General features: G+C 69.4%; 19 protein-coding genes. 10 read left to right on the forward strand and 9 right to left on the reverse strand.

Features of this window, described 5'->3' with window-relative positions; genetic code table 11:
* The first annotated feature begins 201 nt into the window (after window positions 1-201).
* The 4 genes from AWX74_RS13510 to AWX74_RS40725 all read left to right on the forward strand — a co-directional run bounded on the left by AWX74_RS13510 (window position 202) and on the right by AWX74_RS40725 (window position 5,659).
* A complete protein-coding gene (locus AWX74_RS13510; protein WP_091276077.1) occupies window positions 202-1,317 on the forward strand; it encodes an NDMA-dependent alcohol dehydrogenase in 1,116 nt (371 codons plus the stop codon).
* Window positions 1,318-1,391: 74 nt separating this feature from the next.
* Complete coding sequence (locus tag AWX74_RS13515) at window positions 1,392-2,882, forward strand: aldehyde dehydrogenase family protein (RefSeq protein WP_091276080.1); 1,491 nt, start codon at window positions 1,392-1,394, stop codon at window positions 2,880-2,882.
* 190 nt (window positions 2,883-3,072) lie between these two features.
* Complete coding sequence (locus AWX74_RS13520) at window positions 3,073-3,291, forward strand: hypothetical protein (protein WP_165615607.1); 219 nt, start codon at window positions 3,073-3,075, stop codon at window positions 3,289-3,291.
* Between the two features lie 1,522 nt (window positions 3,292-4,813).
* Window positions 4,814-5,659 (forward strand): GGDEF domain-containing protein, encoded by an 846-nt coding sequence (locus tag AWX74_RS40725; RefSeq protein ID WP_193209679.1) that lies wholly within the window; start codon window positions 4,814-4,816, stop codon window positions 5,657-5,659.
* A gap of 219 nt (window positions 5,660-5,878) precedes the next feature.
* On the opposite strand, the gene AWX74_RS13530 is transcribed toward AWX74_RS40725, so the two are convergent.
* Both AWX74_RS13530 and AWX74_RS13535 read right to left on the reverse strand, forming a co-directional pair.
* Complete coding sequence (locus AWX74_RS13530) at window positions 5,879-7,057, reverse strand: sulfotransferase family protein (protein ID WP_091276090.1); 1,179 nt, start codon at window positions 7,055-7,057, stop codon at window positions 5,879-5,881.
* A 35-nt stretch (window positions 7,058-7,092) separates the two neighbouring features.
* Window positions 7,093-8,418 carry a DUF1254 domain-containing protein gene (locus AWX74_RS13535; protein ID WP_091276094.1) on the reverse strand — a complete coding sequence of 442 codons (1,326 nt, stop codon included), beginning with the start codon at window positions 8,416-8,418 and terminating at the stop codon, window positions 7,093-7,095.
* Window positions 8,419-8,582: 164 nt separating this feature from the next.
* Between AWX74_RS13535 and AWX74_RS13540 the strand changes: the two genes are divergently transcribed.
* From AWX74_RS13540 to AWX74_RS13555, 4 genes are all read left to right on the forward strand, one after another.
* Entirely contained in the window at window positions 8,583-9,341 is a 759-nt protein-coding gene (locus AWX74_RS13540; protein WP_091276097.1) for a TetR/AcrR family transcriptional regulator, read from the forward strand.
* Window positions 9,342-9,446: 105 nt separating this feature from the next.
* Entirely contained in the window at window positions 9,447-9,911 is a 465-nt protein-coding gene (locus AWX74_RS13545; protein ID WP_091276100.1) for a hypothetical protein, read from the forward strand.
* A gap of 187 nt (window positions 9,912-10,098) precedes the next feature.
* Window positions 10,099-10,323 carry a hypothetical protein gene (locus AWX74_RS13550; protein WP_091276102.1) on the forward strand — a complete coding sequence of 75 codons (225 nt, stop codon included), beginning with the start codon at window positions 10,099-10,101 and terminating at the stop codon, window positions 10,321-10,323.
* A 79-nt stretch (window positions 10,324-10,402) separates the two neighbouring features.
* On the forward strand, window positions 10,403-10,726 hold the full coding sequence (locus tag AWX74_RS13555) for an SRPBCC family protein (RefSeq protein WP_226930908.1): 324 nt from the start codon (window positions 10,403-10,405) through the stop codon (window positions 10,724-10,726).
* A 156-nt stretch (window positions 10,727-10,882) separates the two neighbouring features.
* On the opposite strand, the gene AWX74_RS13560 is transcribed toward AWX74_RS13555, so the two are convergent.
* Complete coding sequence (locus AWX74_RS13560; protein ID WP_193209677.1) at window positions 10,883-11,161, reverse strand: GlsB/YeaQ/YmgE family stress response membrane protein; 279 nt, start codon at window positions 11,159-11,161, stop codon at window positions 10,883-10,885.
* A 785-nt stretch (window positions 11,162-11,946) separates the two neighbouring features.
* On the opposite strand from AWX74_RS13560, the gene AWX74_RS39995 reads away from it, so the two are divergent.
* Both AWX74_RS39995 and AWX74_RS13570 read left to right on the forward strand, forming a co-directional pair.
* Window positions 11,947-12,234 (forward strand): hypothetical protein, encoded by a 288-nt coding sequence (locus tag AWX74_RS39995; protein WP_165615609.1) that lies wholly within the window; start codon window positions 11,947-11,949, stop codon window positions 12,232-12,234.
* A gap of 464 nt (window positions 12,235-12,698) precedes the next feature.
* Window positions 12,699-12,893, forward strand: coding sequence for a DUF2795 domain-containing protein (locus AWX74_RS13570; protein ID WP_091276106.1), 195 nt, complete (start codon window positions 12,699-12,701; stop codon window positions 12,891-12,893).
* A gap of 35 nt (window positions 12,894-12,928) precedes the next feature.
* Here the strand turns inward: AWX74_RS13570 and AWX74_RS13575 are convergent, their stop codons facing one another.
* From AWX74_RS13575 to AWX74_RS13600, 6 genes are read right to left on the reverse strand one after another with little or no spacing between them, the layout of a single operon-like run.
* Window positions 12,929-14,062: a glycosyltransferase family 9 protein gene (locus AWX74_RS13575; RefSeq protein WP_165615610.1), complete on the reverse strand. Its 1,134-nt coding sequence runs from the start codon at window positions 14,060-14,062 to the stop codon at window positions 12,929-12,931.
* Window positions 14,059-14,841, reverse strand: coding sequence for an SDR family oxidoreductase (locus AWX74_RS13580; protein WP_207550312.1), 783 nt, complete (start codon window positions 14,839-14,841; stop codon window positions 14,059-14,061). The genes AWX74_RS13575 and AWX74_RS13580 overlap by 4 nt, the downstream gene beginning before the upstream one ends.
* Complete coding sequence (gene rfaE2 / locus AWX74_RS13585) at window positions 14,828-17,170, reverse strand: D-glycero-beta-D-manno-heptose 1-phosphate adenylyltransferase (RefSeq protein WP_091276113.1); 2,343 nt, start codon at window positions 17,168-17,170, stop codon at window positions 14,828-14,830. Before rfaE2 ends, AWX74_RS13580 begins: the two co-directional genes overlap by 14 nt.
* Entirely contained in the window at window positions 17,167-18,420 is a 1,254-nt protein-coding gene (locus tag AWX74_RS13590; RefSeq protein WP_091276117.1) for a glycosyltransferase, read from the reverse strand. Before AWX74_RS13590 ends, rfaE2 begins: the two co-directional genes overlap by 4 nt.
* Window positions 18,417-19,466: a glycosyltransferase family 9 protein gene (locus AWX74_RS13595; RefSeq protein WP_193209676.1), complete on the reverse strand. Its 1,050-nt coding sequence runs from the start codon at window positions 19,464-19,466 to the stop codon at window positions 18,417-18,419. Before AWX74_RS13595 ends, AWX74_RS13590 begins: the two co-directional genes overlap by 4 nt.
* Window positions 19,463-20,149 (reverse strand): D-glycero-alpha-D-manno-heptose-1,7-bisphosphate 7-phosphatase, encoded by a 687-nt coding sequence (locus AWX74_RS13600; protein WP_242666215.1) that lies wholly within the window; start codon window positions 20,147-20,149, stop codon window positions 19,463-19,465. Before AWX74_RS13600 ends, AWX74_RS13595 begins: the two co-directional genes overlap by 4 nt.
* Between the last annotated feature and the right edge of the window lie 41 nt (window positions 20,150-20,190).

Raw genomic sequence — 20,190 nt, forward strand, 5'->3', positions numbered from 1 at the left:
TAGACCACACCAACACATCGGCAAGATCAGGGGCGGACCACGGCCAGTACACATCACCAAGATTCAGGACAGGTTCTCGGACGTGATGATCGGTGGGATCGCCTCGGTTCCGACGGTCCCACGGAAGCCTGAGACCAGCCGAAGCGGCTTTATTTAAAGCAATAAGTCAGGTTATGGCGACAGCGGAGGTGAGGGGTTCGTATGCAGACACAGGCAGCGGTTCTCTGGGGCGTCGGTGAGCCGTGGAAGATCGAAGATGTGACGCTGGATGAGCCGCGACGCGGCGAGATCCGTGTCCGCCTCGCCGCCAGCGGTCTTTGCCACACCGATGAGCATCTCGTGACCGGCGACATTCCCGGTGTTCCGTATCCGATCATCGGCGGCCACGAGGGTGCAGGCGTCGTCGACGCAGTCGGGCCCGGAGTCGACCATCTGGCGGAAGGGGATCATGTCGTCCTGACATTCATCCCGGCCTGTGGCGTCTGCGCGTTCTGTGTGTCAGGACACCAGAATCTGTGCGACAACGGCGCACATATCATGACGGGCCGGGCGCTGTCCGACGGCGGATACCGGGTCCATGTCGGGGACCAGGACGTGTCGACGTACACCTCGTTGGGGACGTTCAGTCCGTACGTCGTAGTCAACCAGCTTGCGGCGATCAGGATCGACGATGATATCCCGCTGGACAAGGCCGCTTTAGTCGGCTGCGGCGTGACAACTGGATGGGGAACCGCCGTTAACGCCGCGGACGTCCGCCTCGGACAGACGGTGGTCGTGATCGGTTGCGGCGGTCTCGGCATATCGGCCGTCCAAGGCGCTCGCGCGGCCGGTGCCACCGAAATCGTGGCGATTGACCCAGTCGAGTTCAAGCGGACCCAGGCACTGCGGTTCGGCGCGACCCACGCGGCCGAGAACATCGCGAATGCCGCGGCCTATCTCGTCGACAGGACGAGAGGAGTCATGGCCGATGCCGTCATGATCACATCCTCCCTTGCCGCGGGCGAGATGATCGGTCCGGCGATGGGCCTCGCCGCGAAACGGGGTCGGGTCGTCGTGACGTCAACCGCCCCGCGCGGGCAGGAGACCGTGACAGTGAGCCTCGCGGAACTCACCTTCTGGGAAAAGCAGGTTCGGGGGTGCCTGTGGGGGTCGGCCAACCCCCGAACAGCGATCCCGGAGCTCCTCGACCTCTATCGACGCGGCGTCCTCAAGCTCGACGAGATGATCACTCGTACGTACCGGCTCGACCAGATCAATGACGGATACGACGACTTGCGCAACGGCCGCAACATCCGCGGAGTCGTCCTTTTCGACTGACCGTGCTCCAACACCTCGGAACGGCTCCGGCCCGCAGGAGAACGACCGATCAACAGTCAGACAGGGAGAGTCAGATGGCCGTGCAGCAACGGACCAAAGTGCTCAAGATCTTGCCCGAGCCCGCCCTGATCATCGGCGGCGAGCACGTCACGACTGCGAGCGGTGGGGTCATGGCGCGCCGTGACCCGACAACGGGTGAGGTACTTGCCGAGTTCCCGATCGCCGGCGCTGCCGAGGTCGACGCGGCCGCGCGCGCTGCGGCGGCCGCCGCACGTGCATGGCGGCACACTCCCGCCGACCGGCGGCGCGGCCTGTTGTGGCGAGTGGCCGAGCTGCTCCGTCGCGACGCGGACGAACTGCGCATCGTGACCGCGCTGGAAACGGGCACACCAGTATCGGCCAGCCCGCTGGACATGGCGATTGACAACTTCGAATTCTATGCCGGGTACAGCGACAAGTTTGCCGGCGAGCTGGTGTCGAGCTATCCGGCCCGCGCGCTGGATTACGTTCAGTACGTTCCGTACGGAGTCGTGGCGACGCTGGTGTCGTGGAACGGACCGGTCATCAACGCATCGATGAAGATCGCGGCCGCGCTGGCAGCCGGCAACTGCGTCCTCATCAAGAGCCCCGAGCGAGGCCCGTTTGCGCTTATTCGGTTCGTCGAGCTGCTTCACGAAGCCGGCATTCCCGAAGGCGTGGTGAACCTGCTGTCTGGCGACGCATCGACGGCGGAGCACATCATCCGACACGAGCTGGTGCGTAAGGTGTCGTTGACCGGTGGTCCCGCTGTGGCCCGAAAGGTCATGGCAGTGGCCGCGGAATCGTTGACGCCGGTCGTCCTCGAACTTGGCGGCAAGTCAGCCAACATCATCTTTGCCGATGCCGATCTCGACAGCGCGACGACGATGTCGGCGATGATGGGAGCGGTCATGGCCGCTGGTCAGGGCTGTCTGTTCCCGACGCGCCTTCTCGTTCAGGGCAGTGTCTACGAGGAGGTCGTTGACCGGGTCACCGCGATCACCGAGTCACCGAAGATCGGCGATCCGCTGGACCCTGAAGTGCTGATGGGGCCAGTCATCGACGAGGCTGCGGTCAGCCGGATTCTCGACTATGTCGATGAAGCCCGCTCAGCAGCTCGCCTGGTCGTCGGCGGTGAGCGGCTGCTCGGGGACCTGGAGAACGGCTGCTTCATTCGCCCAACGGTCTTCGCTGACGTCGACAACCGCAGCCGCCTCGCCCGCGAAGAGGTGTTCGGCCCCGTTCTCGCCATCACGCCGTTCTCCGACGAACGGGACGCGATTGACAAGGCTAATGACTCGGACTTTGGGCTCGCCGCATATGTGCACACCAACAGCGTCGGTCGCGCTCACCGCGTCGCAGAGGAGCTCGAGGCGGGCTACGTGTCGATCAACGCATTCCCGCAGATGACGGCGTCCGCACCGTTCGGCGGAACCAAGCATAGCGGCTTCGGCAGGGAAGGTGGCCGAGCGGGCATCGAAGAGTTCGTGCATCACAAGAACGTCTTTCTGCCACTCACGACAGCGGACGAAACAGCCGCATCGTAGGCGCCGGGGCGACCTCGTGCGATTCCTCTCCTAATTCCCGGGCAGGTGGATGCGGCCCGACCGGTCTCACCACGACATAGTCGGCCCCAGGTTCCTGACGCTAGGCAGCAAGTTCGGCAGGTTCGCCGTCTCGCCCGAGATCAGCGATAGCCGGCACTTGCCCGTTGATGCGCGGGGCGAGGACTCGGCGTTGACCTATCCCCGCGACGCGATGCCCTCCGACGACGACATCAGCATGCTGCGGCAGCTCATCCGCCGCGTCGAGGACGACCTGCACACCCTCGCTGTCGGCGACCGCGCCCAGATCGAGGAAGCGATGCAGGTCGTCCGGCGCACCCGCCGTAGCGTCCGCCTCGGCATGCCGACCATCGCCCCGCCGGCCACCCACTCGAACTGGGCAAGCTCCTGATGGGCAGCGAAGCGGCAGAGCCACTCGCCGCGGCCCGCCGCGCAGGACTGCCAGGACGAACTCGTCGCCGCGCGCACTGCCAACCGAGACCTGATCACCACACTCAACCGACCAGCGCCACGCCCAACCCCGTGAACAACACCTGCTGCGCACACAGCACAAGCCCCTGACCGTGGGGAAACAGAAGCCTCAGTCAAGATCATCCCAAAGAACTGCTGACCAGGGCGGGTCAGATCGGCTTCGTCAGGGCTGTTCCCACCCTCCCCGGCACCACCCCATACCGGGCTGCCCTCGGCTACCTCGACCTGCCGCAACAGTCCAAGGGCGAAGGTCTCCCACCTCCACTCGAAACACGGCGCCTCGTGGCGCAAACCAATCTTGAAGCAGTCCCGATGCGCCGCAGCCTCACCTGCATTCGAGTCAGCATTTAGTGCGAAATCGGGCACCCTTGCGTAACCCGCAGGTCAGAACATTTCGGATCTTGTTAAGTAAATCGGCGTCAGCGAAGTCTAGTACAAGTTGGTCATAAAGGCAGCCATTGTCAGATTTTTGATCTCAAATGACTGAAGGGCGGTCATTGGCGCACGCGCCGGGTCGACGGCGATCTCCCCGGTAGTGGTCGCGACGCGAGGCGCGCGGTTGCGCAAGCCGAGAGAGGGAAGAGGCCTGTGGGTGAGGGGCGGTTAACTGGATCAATGGTAGTCCACGCGGCTTCCCGAGAAGAGTGAGGACGGTGGAGTCTCAGAACAATCTCAGTGGGCCGTACGGGCGGCTTGGCCCGGCCGGCTGGGCCCGGTCCGGTGACCGATGCAGTTCGGCTGCCTCCTGTGGCGCGGACTTTTCCCGGATCTTAGCCTCTGCCGGTCGCATGGGGTCGCTCATTGCCGAGAAGGATTGGTCGGCCACCTCCCTCGGCCCGATCGCGGACTGGAGCCCCAGCCTTCGGACGGCTATGGCGATCTGCCTGGAGTCCCGTTTCCCAATGGTCGTCCACTGGGGACCGGACTACATCTACTTGTACAACGATGCCGTAATTCCACTGCTGGGGCAACGTCATCCGCACGTTCTTGGGCTTCCGTACAGAGAGGCCTGGCCGGATATCTGGGAGACTATACACCCCATACTGGCCCGAGTGGTTTCCGGGGGTAGCGCTACCTGGACGGAGAACTGGCAATTAACCGTCGAGCGCTATGGATATCCCGAGGCATGCTTTGCGACGATTTCCTTCAGCCCGATTCGCGATACTGCCGCCGGGGGTACTGTTGTCGGAATCCTAGCGACATTCCTTGAGACGACTCCCGGGGTCCTGGCTGCAAGGCGTCTCGCGTGTCTGCGCGAGATCGGCGCAGCAATGTCGGGCAGGCGAGGTCGGCGGGCGGTCTGCCGGGCTGCCGCGACCGTACTCGATCACTTCCGCGACGACCTGCCCTTCGGTGCAATACTCATCCAGGAGCCTCAGAAGCGACGGCCACTTCGCGCCATGGCCACGTGGGGCCTGGAGGACGCACACGATGCCCTCGGTATGCTGGGCGTGTTCGATCCCAGCCCGCCGCACGATCTCGCGGCGGCGCTGGCTTCTGGCCGGGCACGCGTCGTCGAGCGGCTCCCTGAGTCGCTTCTTGGCGGGCTATGCGCGTCACCATCGCCGCGAGGGATGGTCATCTGGCCGTTCGTCAGTCATCGCTCGAAACCCCCGGTCGGACTCCTCATCGCTGGGGTCGGTCGATGCCTCGGTACCGACCTCGAGCGTGGCGACTTCGTTGAACTGGTGGCTAACCAGATTTCGACGGCGGTGGTCAGGGCGGGTCTGGACGATGCGCAATGGATCGCGACGGCAGAGGCCCGTCGAAGTGCCCGGCACGACGGCCTCACTGGCTTGCCGAATCGGGAGGTACTGCTCGACAGGCTTCGCCGAGCCATGTGCGGTATCGGCCAGGATGGGGATCGGGTCTGCCTCCTGTTCATGGATCTCGACGGCTTCAAGGCCGTCAACGACACACTGGGCCACCAGGCAGGCGACGACGTGCTCTGCGAAGTGGCATTGACACTCACCCAGACTGTCTCTCGCGGCGACACCGTGGCCCGCATAGCGGGCGACGAGTTCGCTATCCTCCGCCCGGTCGTCGCTGGAATGGCCCCGGTCCGAGCTCTCGCCGACTCCTTGGTTCGTGCGGTCAACCTCACCAAATCGGGATACGGGCAGGTCATCTCCGTCACCGCCAGCATCGGTGTCGCGCTGTCCGGCGAGGCGCTGAGTGACTCCGGGCGACTCATGATGGCCGCTGACACGGCGATGTATGAGGCAAAGCGTAGCGGAGGTGGTCGTTACGCTATTTTCGACGAGCTGTCGCCAGAACTGCGCTCTTAATCGCGTGTTCGGCGTTCGCGTCGCCGGGTAACCCGGGGGAATCTCGCCCCTGGACACCCGTCGGCCGCGGTCGCACAGCGACCGCACCAGTAGGAACTCCATCGGCCGTCGCGATCCCGCCACCGTACGCGCCGCTGGTGCGGACATGGTGAGGACGAACCGTTTTGCGGGGGATTGTGGCGGCTACCGTCTCAGCCGCTGCCTGGCGATCCGCCAGTTCTATAGGAACCTGGCGAAGCGGTGGGTGTAGTCGGCCACCAGGGGGACCAGTTTCTCGTGTGTCAGACCGAACTGTTCCAGCGAGTAGTGGTGCCTGCCGTATTTGTCCCGGGGGCGGTTCCGCAGGTATCCAAGCATCGCGCTGCGCGCCTGTCCGGTGAGTTCGACTCCGAAGTGTTCGTGGATGCCGGCGAGGGTGGCGGCTGGGTCGGCCATGAACTCCTTGAACGAGACGTCGCGGCATCGCACGTCGAAGTCGGGGTGGTCGTTCCGGTAGTCGACCGCGCGTTGGATGCCCTCGACAGTGTAGGCGACGTCGGCCGCCGCCTGGCCCTGGGTGTCGGTCCGGTCGGATCGCGCCTGCCGCAGCGTGGCGTAGAGGCTACACATCGAGGCCAGCACGGTTGTCGGGTCACGATGCGTCTGAACGATCATGGCGTCCGGGTAGGTCTGTGCCAGCGTGTCGATGTACAGCGAGTGCATCGGGGCCTTGAGGACCCAGCGGGCACGCGGCTTGCCCGCCTGGAGGAAGCGCAGCGCTCGCTGGTGCCACTGGTAGGCACTGCGAGGGTCGACGGACACGAGGAACTCGCGGTACGTCGGCGCCCAGGCGATCGTCGCGAACTGTATGGACACCAGGTCGAGTGCGGTCAGCGCGACGCACTCCATCGGGACGTGGGCGTCGCTGTGGTGGATGGCGGCGTACCCCGGCACCCTGTCGTTGGCGCGGGCGATGTCGGCGTCGAGCCTCCTGATCCGCTCGTCGGAGGCCGCGTCCGTCACCGCGTGCACCAGGGAGAAGTCGCGGACCTCCCAGGTTCGGGGCGCACGTCGCCCGGGCGCCGCGGACAACGTCTCATGCAGGATCGACGAGCCGGTGCGACCGAGGCCGAGGACGACCAGAGGAGCATCGACCGGTGCCGACGCCGGTCCAGGGTTGGCCTTCTCCCAGGCCACCAGCGTCAGCCGGTTGGCCAGCGCGTCAACGATCCGACCCCACACCTCACGCCGACCGGCGTCGGTGAGCGCAGCCTCGTGCTCGATGGAGTAGAGCAAGGGTGCTAGCGCGGCCGTGTAGCTGTCCGAGCCGTAGTCGCTGCGGCCGGACTTGCGTTCGGCGGCCTCACGGAGCGCGTCCGGTGCGAAGTTCGGGCCTGGTGCGTCAGCGATGGTCGGCATCAGATCGTCTCCTGGTGGTCGCGACGTGGACAGCGTCACCCGACGACGTCGAGCGGCGCGGGAGCGTATGTTCCGTCCAGAAGGGGCTGCCTGGGCTGGTAGGTCCGGAAGACCAGCTGGAACTGGTCTCGGGGGGCCGGCAGCCAGTTTGTGTCAGGCACGTCGGGCGGGTCGGCCTGGATGAGGATCTCCAGCGAGCCGTCCGGCCCGTAGTGCAGGCGTTCGCTGTGGCTCGTGACGCCGTATCGGTCGATCGGATTGTCGACGAGGAAGTACTTGCCGTCGTAGAGGGTGAGCGACCAGAACGCGTCGACCGGTGGGAGTTGGCCGGCGGTGAAGCGGAGGCGGTATCGGCGGGCGCCGCTCAGGGGGCTGCCATCGGTGCCCAGGCGCATGTTGAAGAAGACCGACTCCTCGGCGACCTGCGTGCCGGGGCCGTAGATGTTGTTGGCGGCGCGCTGCACCGGGTCTTCGATGAAGGGAGCCACGTTCTCCCGTCGGGACCAGCCGTTGTCTGACCGGGTCCGCAGAGCGCCCCGTACAACGGCCAGACCAGCGGGAACTGCCGAGGAGAGGCCCGCCGCGAGAGCGGGACCGCGGCGCGCCGCCTCCGGCGTGCCGATGCCGAGCGGCGCGAAGCGGGCCAGGGACGAGAGGTCTCGGGCTGCCGGAGGGTATGTGCGAACCAGGCGGTCGAGTTCGTCGAAGTAGGCGGGGCCCGCGGCGGCGACGTCCTCGAGCGGGACGGACCGGCCGGTGCGCCGGCTGGCTGGCTGGAAGCCGTCCAGCGCGTTCGCGCGGACGACTGCCTCATGTCGGCTGTCCGGGAAGGCCGACAGTGGGCCCAGGCTGAATGACGAGTTGAGCGCCCGGACGCGGGCGAGGTCCGCCCGCCCCAGCACGAGGGTGCGGACAAAGGCGAGCACCCTGCTGGTCGGGGCCTTGATCTCGGTGACGCCTACCGGCAGCGTTCCGGTGAAGCCCGGCGGGGTGATGGCGAAGGCGCCGGCCGAGGTGCCGGTCGTCCGCCTGCCGATGTAGGCGAACGAGTTCATGTACATGTCCTGCAGCTGGATCGAGTAGTAGCGGTCACCCATGTCCGGCACGCCGATGACCTGCGGTCCTACCGTGAGGTCGAGCCACGCGAGGCCGTTGAGCGTGTCGATGTTCGGCCCCACCGAGCGGGACCGCGGCGTGGCGATCTCGGTGCTCATGAGGAACCTGTTGAACGGGACGCCGTTGTCGGTGGCGGCGTCGAGATAGCGGCCGAACAGCACCAGCGGCAGGCCCCAGATGACCGCGTCCCGCGCCAGCGCGGTCACATCACTGGCGGTGGCTCGTGGCTCGCCCTCGCTCGTCATCGTGCTCAGCTCCCATCGAGACGCATCGTGCCTGTCGCCTGTCGTTCGGTTCCCGAGCGGGTTCGACGCCACGGGACACCGGCACTGCGGAGAGCCCGGCTGGCCGCGCGGGTTCGAGACGCGAGTCGCGCAGGTCGAGCAGTAGTTGTCCGGCCTCGTGGGCTATGTCTGCCGCGATCAGGTGGTCCACAGATCCGTACCCTCCAGGGGAGGAAATCATACAAGATCCTTTTTTAGTGTATGATGTACTACCATTGACTCATGCGCAAGAGGTGGATGTGAGCCGGCGGGGGTGGGGCGGAGCTCCACCGAACGACGACGAGGAGGCCCGCGCGCGGGTACTTGAGGCCGCGGTCCGCTGCCTGGAGCGTCGCGGTCCGCAGGAGATGAGTCTTTCCGACGTGGCGACCGAGCTAGGTGTGACGCGTCAGACCATCTACCGCTACTTCCCAAGCACTGCGCAACTGTTCGCCGCCGTTGCCAGCGCTGCGAACGAGCGCCTCATGCTCGGCATCAGGGCCGCGGTCGCCGGAATCACCGACCCCGCCGAGTTCGTCGTCGAGTCGATGGCCTACGTCATCGAACGTCTGCCGATGGAACCCCATCTGACCCTTTTTATCGACGCCGGCAGCCCTGAGCGGTTCAGCCGCGGCACGGTGAACCGTGCCGTGCTGGACCGCAACATCGCCCTGTACTTCGGCGCCTCCGCCATCGACTGGGCGAGCTATGGCTATGACGAGCAGAAGCTGCGGGAGTTGCTGGAGCTCATCCACCGGCTCGTCCACTCGATGGCCAGCATCCCCGCCGACCCGCCTCGTCGGGGCGACGAGCTCAGGGCATACCTGCGCCGCTGGGTGGGGACCACCGTCCCCGCGCACACAGACCCGCTCCGTCCTTCCGGGGCGCCTGGACGCCCGTCATAGTGACTGGTCGAAGTGCGTGCAGGTGGGCGCGCCGGAGGCGGGAACCGGCCGGGCGGCGCGGCTGGCTCATCCGAGCCTCATCCCGTTCGTCCTCGAGACGCGGCCGTGGCCAAGCTGGCGACGTACGACTTCGACGTGATCAGGAACGAGGTGCTGCGCCCGTGGGCCGACGACGGGGGTGCCCGCTCCCGGCAGACGGCCGCGTGGGCGCTGGAGGCGCTTGCGCTGCTCGACGACCGTCGGTACGCGGCCCGGGTGCGGGCGCTGGTCCGCGGCTGGTCCAGGGAGAACAACGTCCCGCGCCAGGCCGCCGGCATCGTCGCCTACGGCACCTACCTCGGCTCCGACTACGCGGATGAGGCCCTTGCCTGCATGCGCCGGGCGGCCGGCGGCCGGGTGCGCCGGTCCGACAGCCGCCGGGACGGGGTCGAGCAGACGGAGCAGGTGCTCGCGAAGATCGTCGAGCAGTCGATCGTGGACGTCTTCGTCGCCGGCGCGCAGGAGACGGTCGTGGCGGAGCTGGCTGAGTGGACCAGGATGCCGGTCTGGCGCTGCCGGCAGTGCTGTTGAGCGAACTCGCTTCCGGTGACGCGCAGGTAGACCGGGACAGGCGGCGCCGGCTTCGCACCTCACTGCAGAAGAAACTCGCCAACAACTCCTCCCGCGACAGCAACGACGCGAGGAAGTTCGCCGCCTGCCTGACCGCCAGGCTGCGGACCGCCTTCGTGGCCGCTCCCGACGCGCCGGAACCGACCCGTTGCGCACGCTCGCCGACGCCCCCGAGCAGCTCGCTGGGAAGAGCGGGCAGCAGCGCATAGTCCTCGCGACCGACGGTCTGAGCAACATCGGCTGCAGCGATCTCAGAGCCGCCTCGATCGGAGACAGGTCGGCGATCGCGAAGATCGTGCAGTCGTGCGGCCCGGAGATCCCGGAGTTGCCGAAGGGCGTCCACGTCGAGATCGTCGGCTGGAGTTGCGGGTAAGGGCGGGCACTGTGGGGCGTGCCGCCGAGGAGGCGGATGTCGCCGGCGCGAGCGCCGCGGCGAGCCGTCGCCGCCCACGGTGGCTCAGTATGTCAAGGTCGGCGGCCAAGAGCGCGAGTTCGACGCGGCCATCACCGAGCGACTGCCCGACAAGCGGGTCGCCTGGGAAAGCACCAACGGTCCCACCCACGCCGGAGTCGTCGCCTTCCACCGCCTCAACTCCGACGAGACCCGGGTGACGGTTCAGCTCGACTGGCAGCCCGACGGTGTCGCCGAGAAGATCGGCTCGGCCGTGAGTGCAGACGACCGACGCGTCAAGGCCGACCTGAAGCGCTTCAAGACGTTCATGGAGGGACGCGGAACCGAAACCGGCGCGTGGCGCGGCCACGTCGGCAGGCCCTGACCGAGAACGCCGGTCGAGGCACAACCGCGGTCCCACGGCTGTCGGACATGCGTCGTGCCGGCCCGCCGAAGCGGCGGGCCGGCACGACATCGAGCTAAACGCATGGGATGGTGGGGTGCGAAGGAAGCAGGTGAGCCCCACGAGAATTCCGCGAATTCAGTGCCGGACCGAGGTGCGGCCGTGCACCGCCCGCCAGACGAGAAGAGCGATGATTGCCCCGATAATGGACCCGATTATCCCGGACGGCTGCAGTGCGCCCTCGCTGAGATCATGCCCGAATAGCACGTAGCCGAGCAGTCCACCGATGAAGGAGCCGACGACGCCGAGCAGTATTGTCCCCGGGATTCCCATGGGATCTTGGCCGGGGACCACCAGTCGAGCCACGGCACCCGCGATGAGACCGAGGATAATCATGCTGACAATGAACCAGAGCATCGAAGTCACCCCTCGCTGTGAATACGTCAGCCGGGCCCGAACACCACGGACCTCATATCGCCAGAACGGAAATATCGCCTTTTTCTGATCGTTCCGTTTCCCGGCGGCGCTCAGCGGAGTACCCGGTCCCACAGGGCCCAAACCCTGCAGTTGGCCGAGGTCCCTGCCTAACCGGGCGGACGACGAATCTGACGACGGCACAGTGGACCACGAGTATCGCTGCGCCGACGGTCACTGACATCCGCACGCGGTCGGGTCCACAGCATGGGCCTTGCGATACCGACAGCGGACCGGCCGGGCCGCAGGTGACATCCGCGCCATCCGCACGCGCACCCGGAGCGAGTGACCCGCAGGGCCGCGCTGCGTCGAGGCCGGGCGCCCGCCCGGACGTGGTTGCCGGGCGGGCCGGTCTCGCCCGTGGAGCGACCGCGCCGGACGCGTCGAGGCGAATCCTCGCCCGGCGCCGTCCCGTCCTGGGGCGACCGCAAGCGGATATCGAGGCGCCGCGGGAACTGGCCTCTCGTGAGGCGAGCATTCACGGCCGGCCGGCGCCGAAGCGCTGGCGGCGGCTTGCTAATCGCCGTTCGACTCCGCCTGGCACGGCTGCGGCGAGGGTCACACCTGTCGCGTCTGCGGACAGGTGTGTTCCCGCCGACCGAGGGAAGATCGGGTGGAGCACGCCGGCGGCGGCGATCGGACTCAGGAAGGCGAAGAAGCCGGCCCTTCCGATCCGCTGACGATCGACCACAAGGTAGCGTCCGCAATGCTTGGGAGGCACGACACCGATGACGAAATGGGCCGCGGCGGTCGCGGACAAGGTGACGACGGTGACCGTTCCAGTGATCCATGGTACTGAGCACGCCGCCGTGGCGGTACAGGAGAAGGCCGCCGAGGCCACAGCACCGGCGCGGCGGCACACCAGCAAACTCTTCAGCCGACTGGAGAAGGGCGCCAGCGGTGTGGTGAAGGGCAACGGCAGGGGACGATCGTCGGTAGGCCTCGTCGCGATCGTCAGCGTCCTCGCGACCGCCGGGGCGGTGCTCTTGGTCGTCGTAGGCAGGAGGCGAGGGTGAGCATAGCGAAGAAGCCTCGCGCGTCGGGCCTTCGATACCGAATGTGGCTGGTCCCATGCGCCACCGTCTGCGACGAGTGCCGCCTTCACCAGGGTGTGTTCCGAATACCGGGCGGCCGGGCCTCAGCCAGTCTTGAGACTCGAACACGCTGACCGCGAGCACTCCGGAGGTGACCGAGTAGTCCTGCTGGGGATGGCCTGCTGGACGAGATCACCCATCGTGACGTGGATCATGAGCTGGAAGGTGCTGATCTCGCCGAGGGTCGAGCGCCCCGACCACCCTGGCCTGTACTACGAGAACGAGCAGACCGACTCCGACAAGCCGCGGCCATGCCCGCTGCGGACCCAGCCGCGGAGATCGGACGTCACGCAGGGTCGACCTGGCCGTCGACCTGGCCGTCGACCTGGCCGACGTCATGGCCTCTCCTCGGGTTTTGCCTGCTCGTGGGCGGTGACCCTGCCGTTATGGCCAATCCAATCGAGGTTCAGAAGTTCCTCAAGGGCATCGACTACCCGGCCGACCGGCGCACTCTCGTCGAGACGGCCCGCCAGGAGGGCGCTTCGAGGGAGGTGGTGGCCGCACTGGAGCACATCACCGATCGGTCCTACGACGGCCCGAACGCCGTCTCGCAGGAAGTCAGCCACGTTTCTATATCTTGATCCACAGGATGTCCGCATCATGAAGCACGTGCCTTTCATTGCGTGGGGCACGCGCCCTGCTTCAGGAGCGTGACTTCGCGCAGAACCTGATCGACAGTGAGAGCGAGCAGCCCCGGGGCGGGAAACCCGCCCCGGGGATCACTGTGCTGCCCGGCCCAAAGGGCACGATGCTTCGGCCGGTCGAAGGGCGGTCCCCACTCGGCCGGCGAGACGGGCCCGAACAGCACCACGGACGGTCTGCGGTAGGCGGTGGCGAGGTGCGCGACGCCGGTGTCGGCGCTGAGTACCAGGCGAGCTCGCGCGACGAGCGCGCAGAGCGCGACGAGGTCCAGCTTCCCGGCCAGCACGGTGGAGGGTGGAAGTCCGGCGGCCGTGGCCACCCGCAGGGCGAGGCCGTGTTCCGCCGAGGAACCTGTGAACACGATCTGGTGGCCGTCCTGGGCGAGCTGCCTGGCCACGGCCGCCCATCGGAGCTCGGGCCACCGGCGGGCAGGAGCCGCTCCGCCTGGATGGACGACGGTCGGGCCAGGTTCGCTCCCGCGATCCTGGGTTTCCCCGCCTCCAGTGCCACGGTCGGCGGTCGGGTTCCGCGCCCACCCGCACACCGGCGGCAACCAGGGCGGCACCGGAAGTCCGAGCTCGGTGGGGTCGCAGCTCACCCCGTGCGCCGCCAGCAGCCGGCACCACCGTGACACCTCATGCTCGTTGCCCAGCCCAGGCACGTATCCGGTCGCCGTGCCGGCGGAAAAGGTACGGCTGTGGCCGGTGGCGGCGCTCCCGGGATCCGCTGTGGTGCTGCCTGCCTGTGCGAGGTCCGGTGGCTCCCAGGCGCACCCGCCGGGCAGGTCGAAGGCCCACAGGGCGGCTGGCCTGGTCCGCCGCAGCGTCTGAGTCGACTCGGGTCCTCGCCCGTGCAGGTTCACCGCCAGCGTGGGTGCCGCTACCGCCACAGGGGCGAGTGGATCTGTCGGCACGAGTCCGTCGACAGCCCCGGAGAGCATGGCCACGGGTTCGAGCCAGGCTGGTCCGGCGAGCAGGAGACGGTGTCCGGGCAGCTCGGACGTCAGGTGGCGGCGCAGGCCGCGCAGCGCGGGAAGAGCGGTGAGCAGATCCCCCAGGCCGAGGGCGCGCAGGGCCACGACGGTGCCTGCCGCACGCCTTCGGCTCACGGGTAGGACGTCTCCCACGACGAGGTGACGACGATCTCTCTGAGCTCGCATCCCGACGGCTGGCCGAGTGCGAACACGACCGTGGCGGCCACGTCCTCGGGGCGGTTCAGCTTTGCGCCGGGCCCGGGCTTGTACTGCTCGTCGCGGTCGTCGAAGAAGGCGGTTGACATGCCTCCCGGTACCAGGAGGGTGACGCCGACCTGGCCCTTGAGCTCCTCGGCGAGGGCCCGGGTGAAGCCGACCACGCCGAATTTCGAGGCACAGTAGGCGGAGGCGTCTCCGGCGACCCGCAGGCCCAGGGTCGATGCGCAGGTCACGATCCGGCCGGCGCGACCGTCACCCGTTCGTCCCTCGCCGGTCCGTCCGTCGCGGTCGTGGCGCAGGTAGGGGAGTGCCGCGCGCACGACGGCGGCGGTGCCGAGGAGGTTCACCGCCACGATGCGCTCCCAGGCCGCTCCGTCCAGCTCGGCCAGTGGTGCGGGCGTATCGGTGCCCGCGGCGGTGAAGACACCGTGAAGCTGTCCTCCGGCGCGGTCGACGAGGGTGCGCACCGCCGCTTCGGCCTCCCGGGTCGCGGCGAGGTCGACAACTTCGCGATCAGCCTCCGGCACGCCTGGTGCCGGAACACGGTCCAGGACAAGGGGGCGTCCGCCAGCCGCGCGGACCGCGGCGACCGTCGCCGCGCCGAGCCCGGACGACCCGCCGGTGATCAGAACCGTGCCGGGTCCGGCCGGTCCTGGCGTCTCCGAGATTCGAAGGTCACCGTCAGCTGCCGCCACGGCGCACCGCCTCTCTGATGAGGGTCGAGGTGGAACGGCCGGCCAGGTATGGCAGGACGACCGCCTGGCCACCCCAGGACGCGACGATCCCGGCTTCCGGAAGGTCCGTCACCGCGTAGTCACCGCCCTTGGCGAAGATGTCCGGGCGCAGGTCGGCGAGCAGCCGCGCGGGCGTGTCCTCGTCGAAGATCATCACGGCGTCCACGCTGTCGAGCCCCCGCAGCACTGCCGCGCGGTCCGCCGCCCCGACGATCGGGCGGTCCGGGCCCTTCAGCCTGCGCACGGAGTCGTCACTGTTCAGACAGACCACCAGGCAGTCGCCCAGCGAACGGGCGGCGCGCAGGACCTCGACGTGACCGGCGTGCAGAAGGTCGAAGCAGCCGCCCGTCGCGACGACGGTGCCGCCCCGCGCCCGTACCGCGACCGCCACGGCGTGGCCGTCGCCTTTCCGTGTCCGCAGCGGATCGCCACCTGCCGCCAGCGGCGACGGCCGCCAGCGGCCCGCGGGCTCACCGCCGGACGGACGGACTGACGCGGAACCTCCGGCGGCGACGAACTCGCCGGCGTGGCGGGTCGCGACCGCCACCGCTTCGGATGGCAGCCTCCCAGCGGCGAACGCCTCGACCGCGCTCGCGGCGAACCGGTCCCCGGCACCGCAGGCGTCACCGCCGCTGACGGGAAGGGCCGGAGCGAGAAGTGGCGGGGCGCTTCCCGCGGTCACCAGCATCGCGCCGCGTTCGGCAAGAGTGATCGCCACAGCACCGACGTCCCAGCGAGCCGCCAGTGCCCGTCCCCGTGCGCAGACGGAGGACAACGACGTGCCCTCGATGCCGGGTGCCGCGCCCGCCGCCTCGGCCCCGTTCGGCGTCGCAAGGGTGGCGCCGGCCAAGGGCGCGGCACCGCGCGGATGTGGGTCCCACACCAGCGGGGTGCCGCCGCGTCGCGCGAGCGCGGAACGCAGCGGCGGCGCGGCGGCCACACCGCGGCCGTAGTCCGAGACAAGCACCGCGGCAGCCTGGTCGAGCGCGGTGCGCACCGCGGCGGGAACGACGCCCTCCACCCGGCCTTCCCCGCCATCGTCCAGCCGGACCAGGGACCGCCCGCCGGCCCGGATCCGACTCTTGCTCGGGGTCTCTCCGGTCAGGCCGAGGTCGACGAGCTCGACCCCCGCCTCGGCGAGCATCACAGCCAGCCGACGCCCCGCGTCGTCCCGGGCCAGCGCGGTGATCAGCGTCACCGCAGCGCCGTCGCTGGCCAGCAGGATCGCGGCGAGGCCGGCGCCACCGGGACGTTCGGTCACGTCGAGGCCGTCGAGCACGGGCACCGGCGCGTCGGGGGCGAGCCGGGCGGCGTGGCCGCTGATATCGCGGTCGAGCAGGGTGTCGCCCACCACCACGATGGGTCGGCGGCCTCCTCGCCGCGCGGTCGGACTGTTGGGCCTGCCCCTGTCCGGTGCTGTCGGCGGATCGCCGTCTGTCCGTCGTACCGGGCCCAGTGGTCGGGCACGAGCTGTCCGCTGGTCCGCGGGACGCTCCCCGGCACTGGCTGGAAAGCCGGCTCCGCCGACGGTACGGACATCCTCCGCCACGGCCTGGTCGGAGCCGCGCACCGCGCTCAGTGCACCGTCGAACGCCGCGCACAGCACGTGCACGGCCACCAGATGCACCTCCTGCACTGTGGAGGTGGGGATGGAGGGAGACGGGCGTGACCCGGCCCTGCCGGCGTCGACGGCCCTGCTGGCGTTGGCAGTCTCGCCGACGCTGACGGTCTCGTGGCACAGCCCGGCCAGGGGGCTGCCCGGTGGGCCCAGCAGGGCCCAGACGGTGAGTCCCATCTCGCCGGCGGTCGTGGCGGCCCGCAGCAGGTTGGCGCTGCGTCCGGAGGTCGACAGCAGCATCAGCACGTCACCGGGCCGGCCGTGCGCGCGTACCTGGCGGGCGAAGACCTCCTCGTAGCCGTAGTCGTTGCCGATCGCGGTGAGCGAGGAGGTGTCGGCGTGCAGGGCGATCGCCGACATCGCCGGTCGCTCGTCCTGGAAGCGGCCGACAAGTTCGGCGGTCAGGTGTTGTGCCTGGGCCGCCGAACCGCCGTTGCCGGCCGCCAGGAGACGTCCACCGGCGGGCAGCAGGTCGGCCAGCCGGCCGCCCCACCGCTCCAGGCAGGCGACGTCGAGCGTGGGAAGGGTCGCCGCCAGCTCCCGGACGTGGCGATCAGCACGCGCCGTCGCCGGCCAGCAGGATCGCGGTGAGGCCGCGCCGGGGCGGTCACCTGGGGAGTCGTCGGCGTGGTCGTGGCGGGAGCGGTCGCGGTCGAGAGGGCCCCGGGTCATGGCCGTGTCCCGACAGGTCGGCGTGCACCGGTCCGGCTCCCGGCACGCGTCACGCCCTGACCGGGCGCGTCGCGCAGCCGCCGGTAGACGTTCATCGTCAGGGCACCGACGCGTTCCCAGGAGAACAGGGCCTGGGCCCGTCGCGCGCCGGCGGCTCCCAGCCGCGCCCGCTCGGCCGGGTCCGCGGCGAGTTCGGAGAGCGCCTCCACGATCCGTTCCGGGCATCGGGGTGGCACATGCAGCCCGGTCCCGCCGTCGACGACGGTGTCGATGAGACCGCCCACGGCACTCGCCACCACCGGCACCCCGCAGGCCATCGCCTCGACCGGGACGATCCCGAAGGGCTCGTACCACGGCACGCAGGCGACCACGTCGGCCGACCGGTAGAGCGCCGGCAGCTCGGCCCGCCCCACCCGGCCCAGCAGCGTCACCCGGTCACCGGCGCCGGAAAGCCGGGCCAGCCGGCGCAGGCGGGCGGCCTCGGGGTCCTGGTCCAGCTCGGAGCGGTCCGAACCGCCGGCGATGAGCAGCTCGGTCCCTGGCAGCGCCGCGACCGCCTCGATCAGGTTCCCGATGCCCTTGCGCTCGACGAGACGGCCGACGAACAGGACCCGAAGACGGCCGGGAGCGCGCGGCGCGACGGGCCCGTCCGGCGTGAACGCGGCCAGGTCCACCCCGGACGGCACGACGCTGACGCGACTGCCGGGGGCGCCGAGCCGGACCAGCTCGAACAGCTCGTCGGTGCAGGTGGCGACGATCGCGTCCACATCCCTGACCAGGGTTGCCTCGGTCTGCACCCGGTCGGGTGGCGAGGTGTCCTTGGAGCCCTGGTGGCGGCGCTTGACCACGCCCAGCGCGTGGCTGGTGAACACCACCGGGATTCCCAGGGGCCGGGCGGCCGACAGTGCCGCCTTCCCCGACATCCAGAAGTGCGCGTGTACGACGTCGGGGCGCTCCCGTGCCCACTGGTCGCGCAGGTCCGCGGCGAAGCCGCGCATGTAGGGCGGGAGGTCGTCCTTGGGAACGGGACGAGTCGGCCCGGCCGGGACGTGGTCGACCTCGACGCCGTCCGCCAGCGGAACCCGGCGCGGCGGCCCGGGCGAGTCACGCCGGGTGTGTACGACAACCTGTGCCCCGCGCCGCGCCAGGGCACTCGACAGCGCCGCGACGTGGACGTTCTGGCCGCCGGCGTCGACTCCGCCCAGGAGCGCGAGGGGGCTGGCGTGCTCGGAGACCATACAGATCTTCATGCTGTCGCCTCCTGGGGCAGGTTCTCTGGGGCGGTACCCCGGGTCACTGCCTCGACCGCCGCGAGCACGTCGCTGACGGTGACGGTCGACAGGCAGGGGTGGCCGGGCACCGGGCACCGACGCGCTCTGCACCCGGCGCAGTCGATGTCGAGATCACCGAGGACGACCCCGCGGTCGGCGTATGGTGCCCAGCGTTCGGCCGGCACTGTGGGCGCGAACAGCGAGATGACCGGCGTCCCCACGGCCGCGGCCAGGTGCGCCGGCCCGGTGTTGCCGATGACGATCGCGCGGGCGCCGGCCAGCACCCCCGCGAGGGTCACCAGGTCGGTCGCCCCACCCAGATCGCGTCCGACGGCACCGGCGACATGTGCCGTGAGAGCGGTCTCGTCGGCGGCTCCGGTGACGGCCACCCGATGGCCGTTCCCGGCCAGCGCCGCGGCGAGAGCGGCGAAGCGGCTGGGTTCCCACCGCCGGGCGGGCACCGAGGTTCCGGGATGCAGCACGAGGTAGGGCGCAGCACCGGTCAGGTGCCGGGTGTCCGGGATCGGCCCGCGGATGCGCAGGCGCCCGTCATCCCCCACGGGCAGTCGGTATCCGGCCGCGGCCGCGGTCGACAGTGCTCGCTGGACCTCGTGCAGGCCGCTGTCCGGCAGCCGGTGGCGGACGTCGAGCAGGGAGCCCGGGTAGTCCTCGCTCGCCGCCGTGACTCGCCGGACGCCGGCCAGGCGCAGCAGCAGCGCGAGGGGCAGCGGGCTCTGATGGAACGACGTGAGGATCAGCGCCTCGTCGAACCCGCCGGCGTTCAGGCGTCGCACCAGACCGGCGATGTCGGCCGGTTCGACCGCTCGCGGCTCGGGGTCTATCCAGGGGCAGTGCCACACGATGATGTCGTCGACCTCGGGCAGCAGACCCGCCGCCGCGCGACCGCGCGGGCCGACGAGCATGGTCACGTGCCCGGCACCCGCCCGCACCGCGCGCACCGCTGGCCCGGACAGCAGGACGTCACCGTCGCTGTCGAGCCGCGCGACCAGCACCCGCGTGCTCATGCCGGACCGAGGGGCGTGGAGGGGGCCACGGCCGTTCGACGCCCGGTCGGTTCGACCGGCGGGACCGCCCGCGCGGCAGGCGATCCTGCTCGGAGCAGGCCGACGTCCGCGGGAGGCGCCGAGAACACCCGGGCGAGCGCGGTCAGGAGGTCGGGCGCGACCTCGGGCGCGGCGGCGATCTCCGCCCGCCTGGTGGCCGGAGTCGGCACGAGTACCCCACGGGCACCCACGGCCGCCGCGGCCGCCATGTCCGCGCCGATGTCACCGATCATGACCACCCGCTGTGGTCGCACGCCCAGGGTGTGGCAGGCCGTCACCAGCAGGCCGGGAGCGGGTTTGCGGCAGCCGCACCCGTCCGTCGGGACGTGCGGGCATACATGGAAGGTCACCGCGTCACCGAGCAGCGCCGCCAGCCGGGCGTTGACGGCGTCGACGGCCTTCCAGGTCAGCAGGCCGCGCCCGATGCCGCTCTGGTTCGACACGACGGCCGTGGGAATGCCGTCCCGTCGCACCTGTCGCAGCGCGGCCGCGGCGGTGGGCATGAGGACGACCCGCCGAGGATCATCGTTGTAGGGGACGTCACGGCAGAGCGTCCCGTCCCGGTCGAAGAGGACGGCCTCCGGCCGAGCCGGAACGGCGGCCTTTCGACCCGGCCGGGGCGTTTCCGTCGCGTCGGGAGTCACGCATCCCGTGGTGCCCGACCTCATCCAGGGAAAACGGTTCC

The organism is Parafrankia irregularis, assembly GCF_001536285.1.
In the GTDB taxonomy this organism is placed as follows: Bacteria; Actinomycetota; Actinomycetes; order Frankiales; family Frankiaceae; genus Parafrankia; species Parafrankia irregularis.

Coding starts and splice junctions, on each gene's coding strand:
- AWX74_RS13590 (WP_091276117.1), bottom strand. CDS start 18,420: ATGAAGATCTGTATGGTCTCCGAGCACGCCAGCCCCCTCGCGCTCCTG.
- AWX74_RS39995 (WP_165615609.1), top strand. CDS start 11,947: ATGACGAAATGGGCCGCGGCGGTCGCGGACAAGGTGACGACGGTGACC.
- AWX74_RS13595 (WP_193209676.1), bottom strand. CDS start 19,466: ATGAGCACGCGGGTGCTGGTCGCGCGGCTCGACAGCGACGGTGACGTC.
- AWX74_RS13515 (WP_091276080.1), top strand. CDS start 1,392: ATGGCCGTGCAGCAACGGACCAAAGTGCTCAAGATCTTGCCCGAGCCC.
- rfaE2 (WP_091276113.1), bottom strand. CDS start 17,170: ATGACCCGGGGCCCTCTCGACCGCGACCGCTCCCGCCACGACCACGCC.
- AWX74_RS13510 (WP_091276077.1), top strand. CDS start 202: ATGCAGACACAGGCAGCGGTTCTCTGGGGCGTCGGTGAGCCGTGGAAG.
- AWX74_RS13560 (WP_193209677.1), bottom strand. CDS start 11,161: ATGCTCTGGTTCATTGTCAGCATGATTATCCTCGGTCTCATCGCGGGT.
- AWX74_RS13540 (WP_091276097.1), top strand. CDS start 8,583: ATGTCTGCCGCGATCAGGTGGTCCACAGATCCGTACCCTCCAGGGGAG.
- AWX74_RS13535 (WP_091276094.1), bottom strand. CDS start 8,418: ATGACGAGCGAGGGCGAGCCACGAGCCACCGCCAGTGATGTGACCGCG.
- AWX74_RS13530 (WP_091276090.1), bottom strand. CDS start 7,057: ATGCCGACCATCGCTGACGCACCAGGCCCGAACTTCGCACCGGACGCG.
- AWX74_RS40725 (WP_193209679.1), top strand. CDS start 4,814: ATGCTGGGCGTGTTCGATCCCAGCCCGCCGCACGATCTCGCGGCGGCG.
- AWX74_RS13570 (WP_091276106.1), top strand. CDS start 12,699: ATGGCCAATCCAATCGAGGTTCAGAAGTTCCTCAAGGGCATCGACTAC.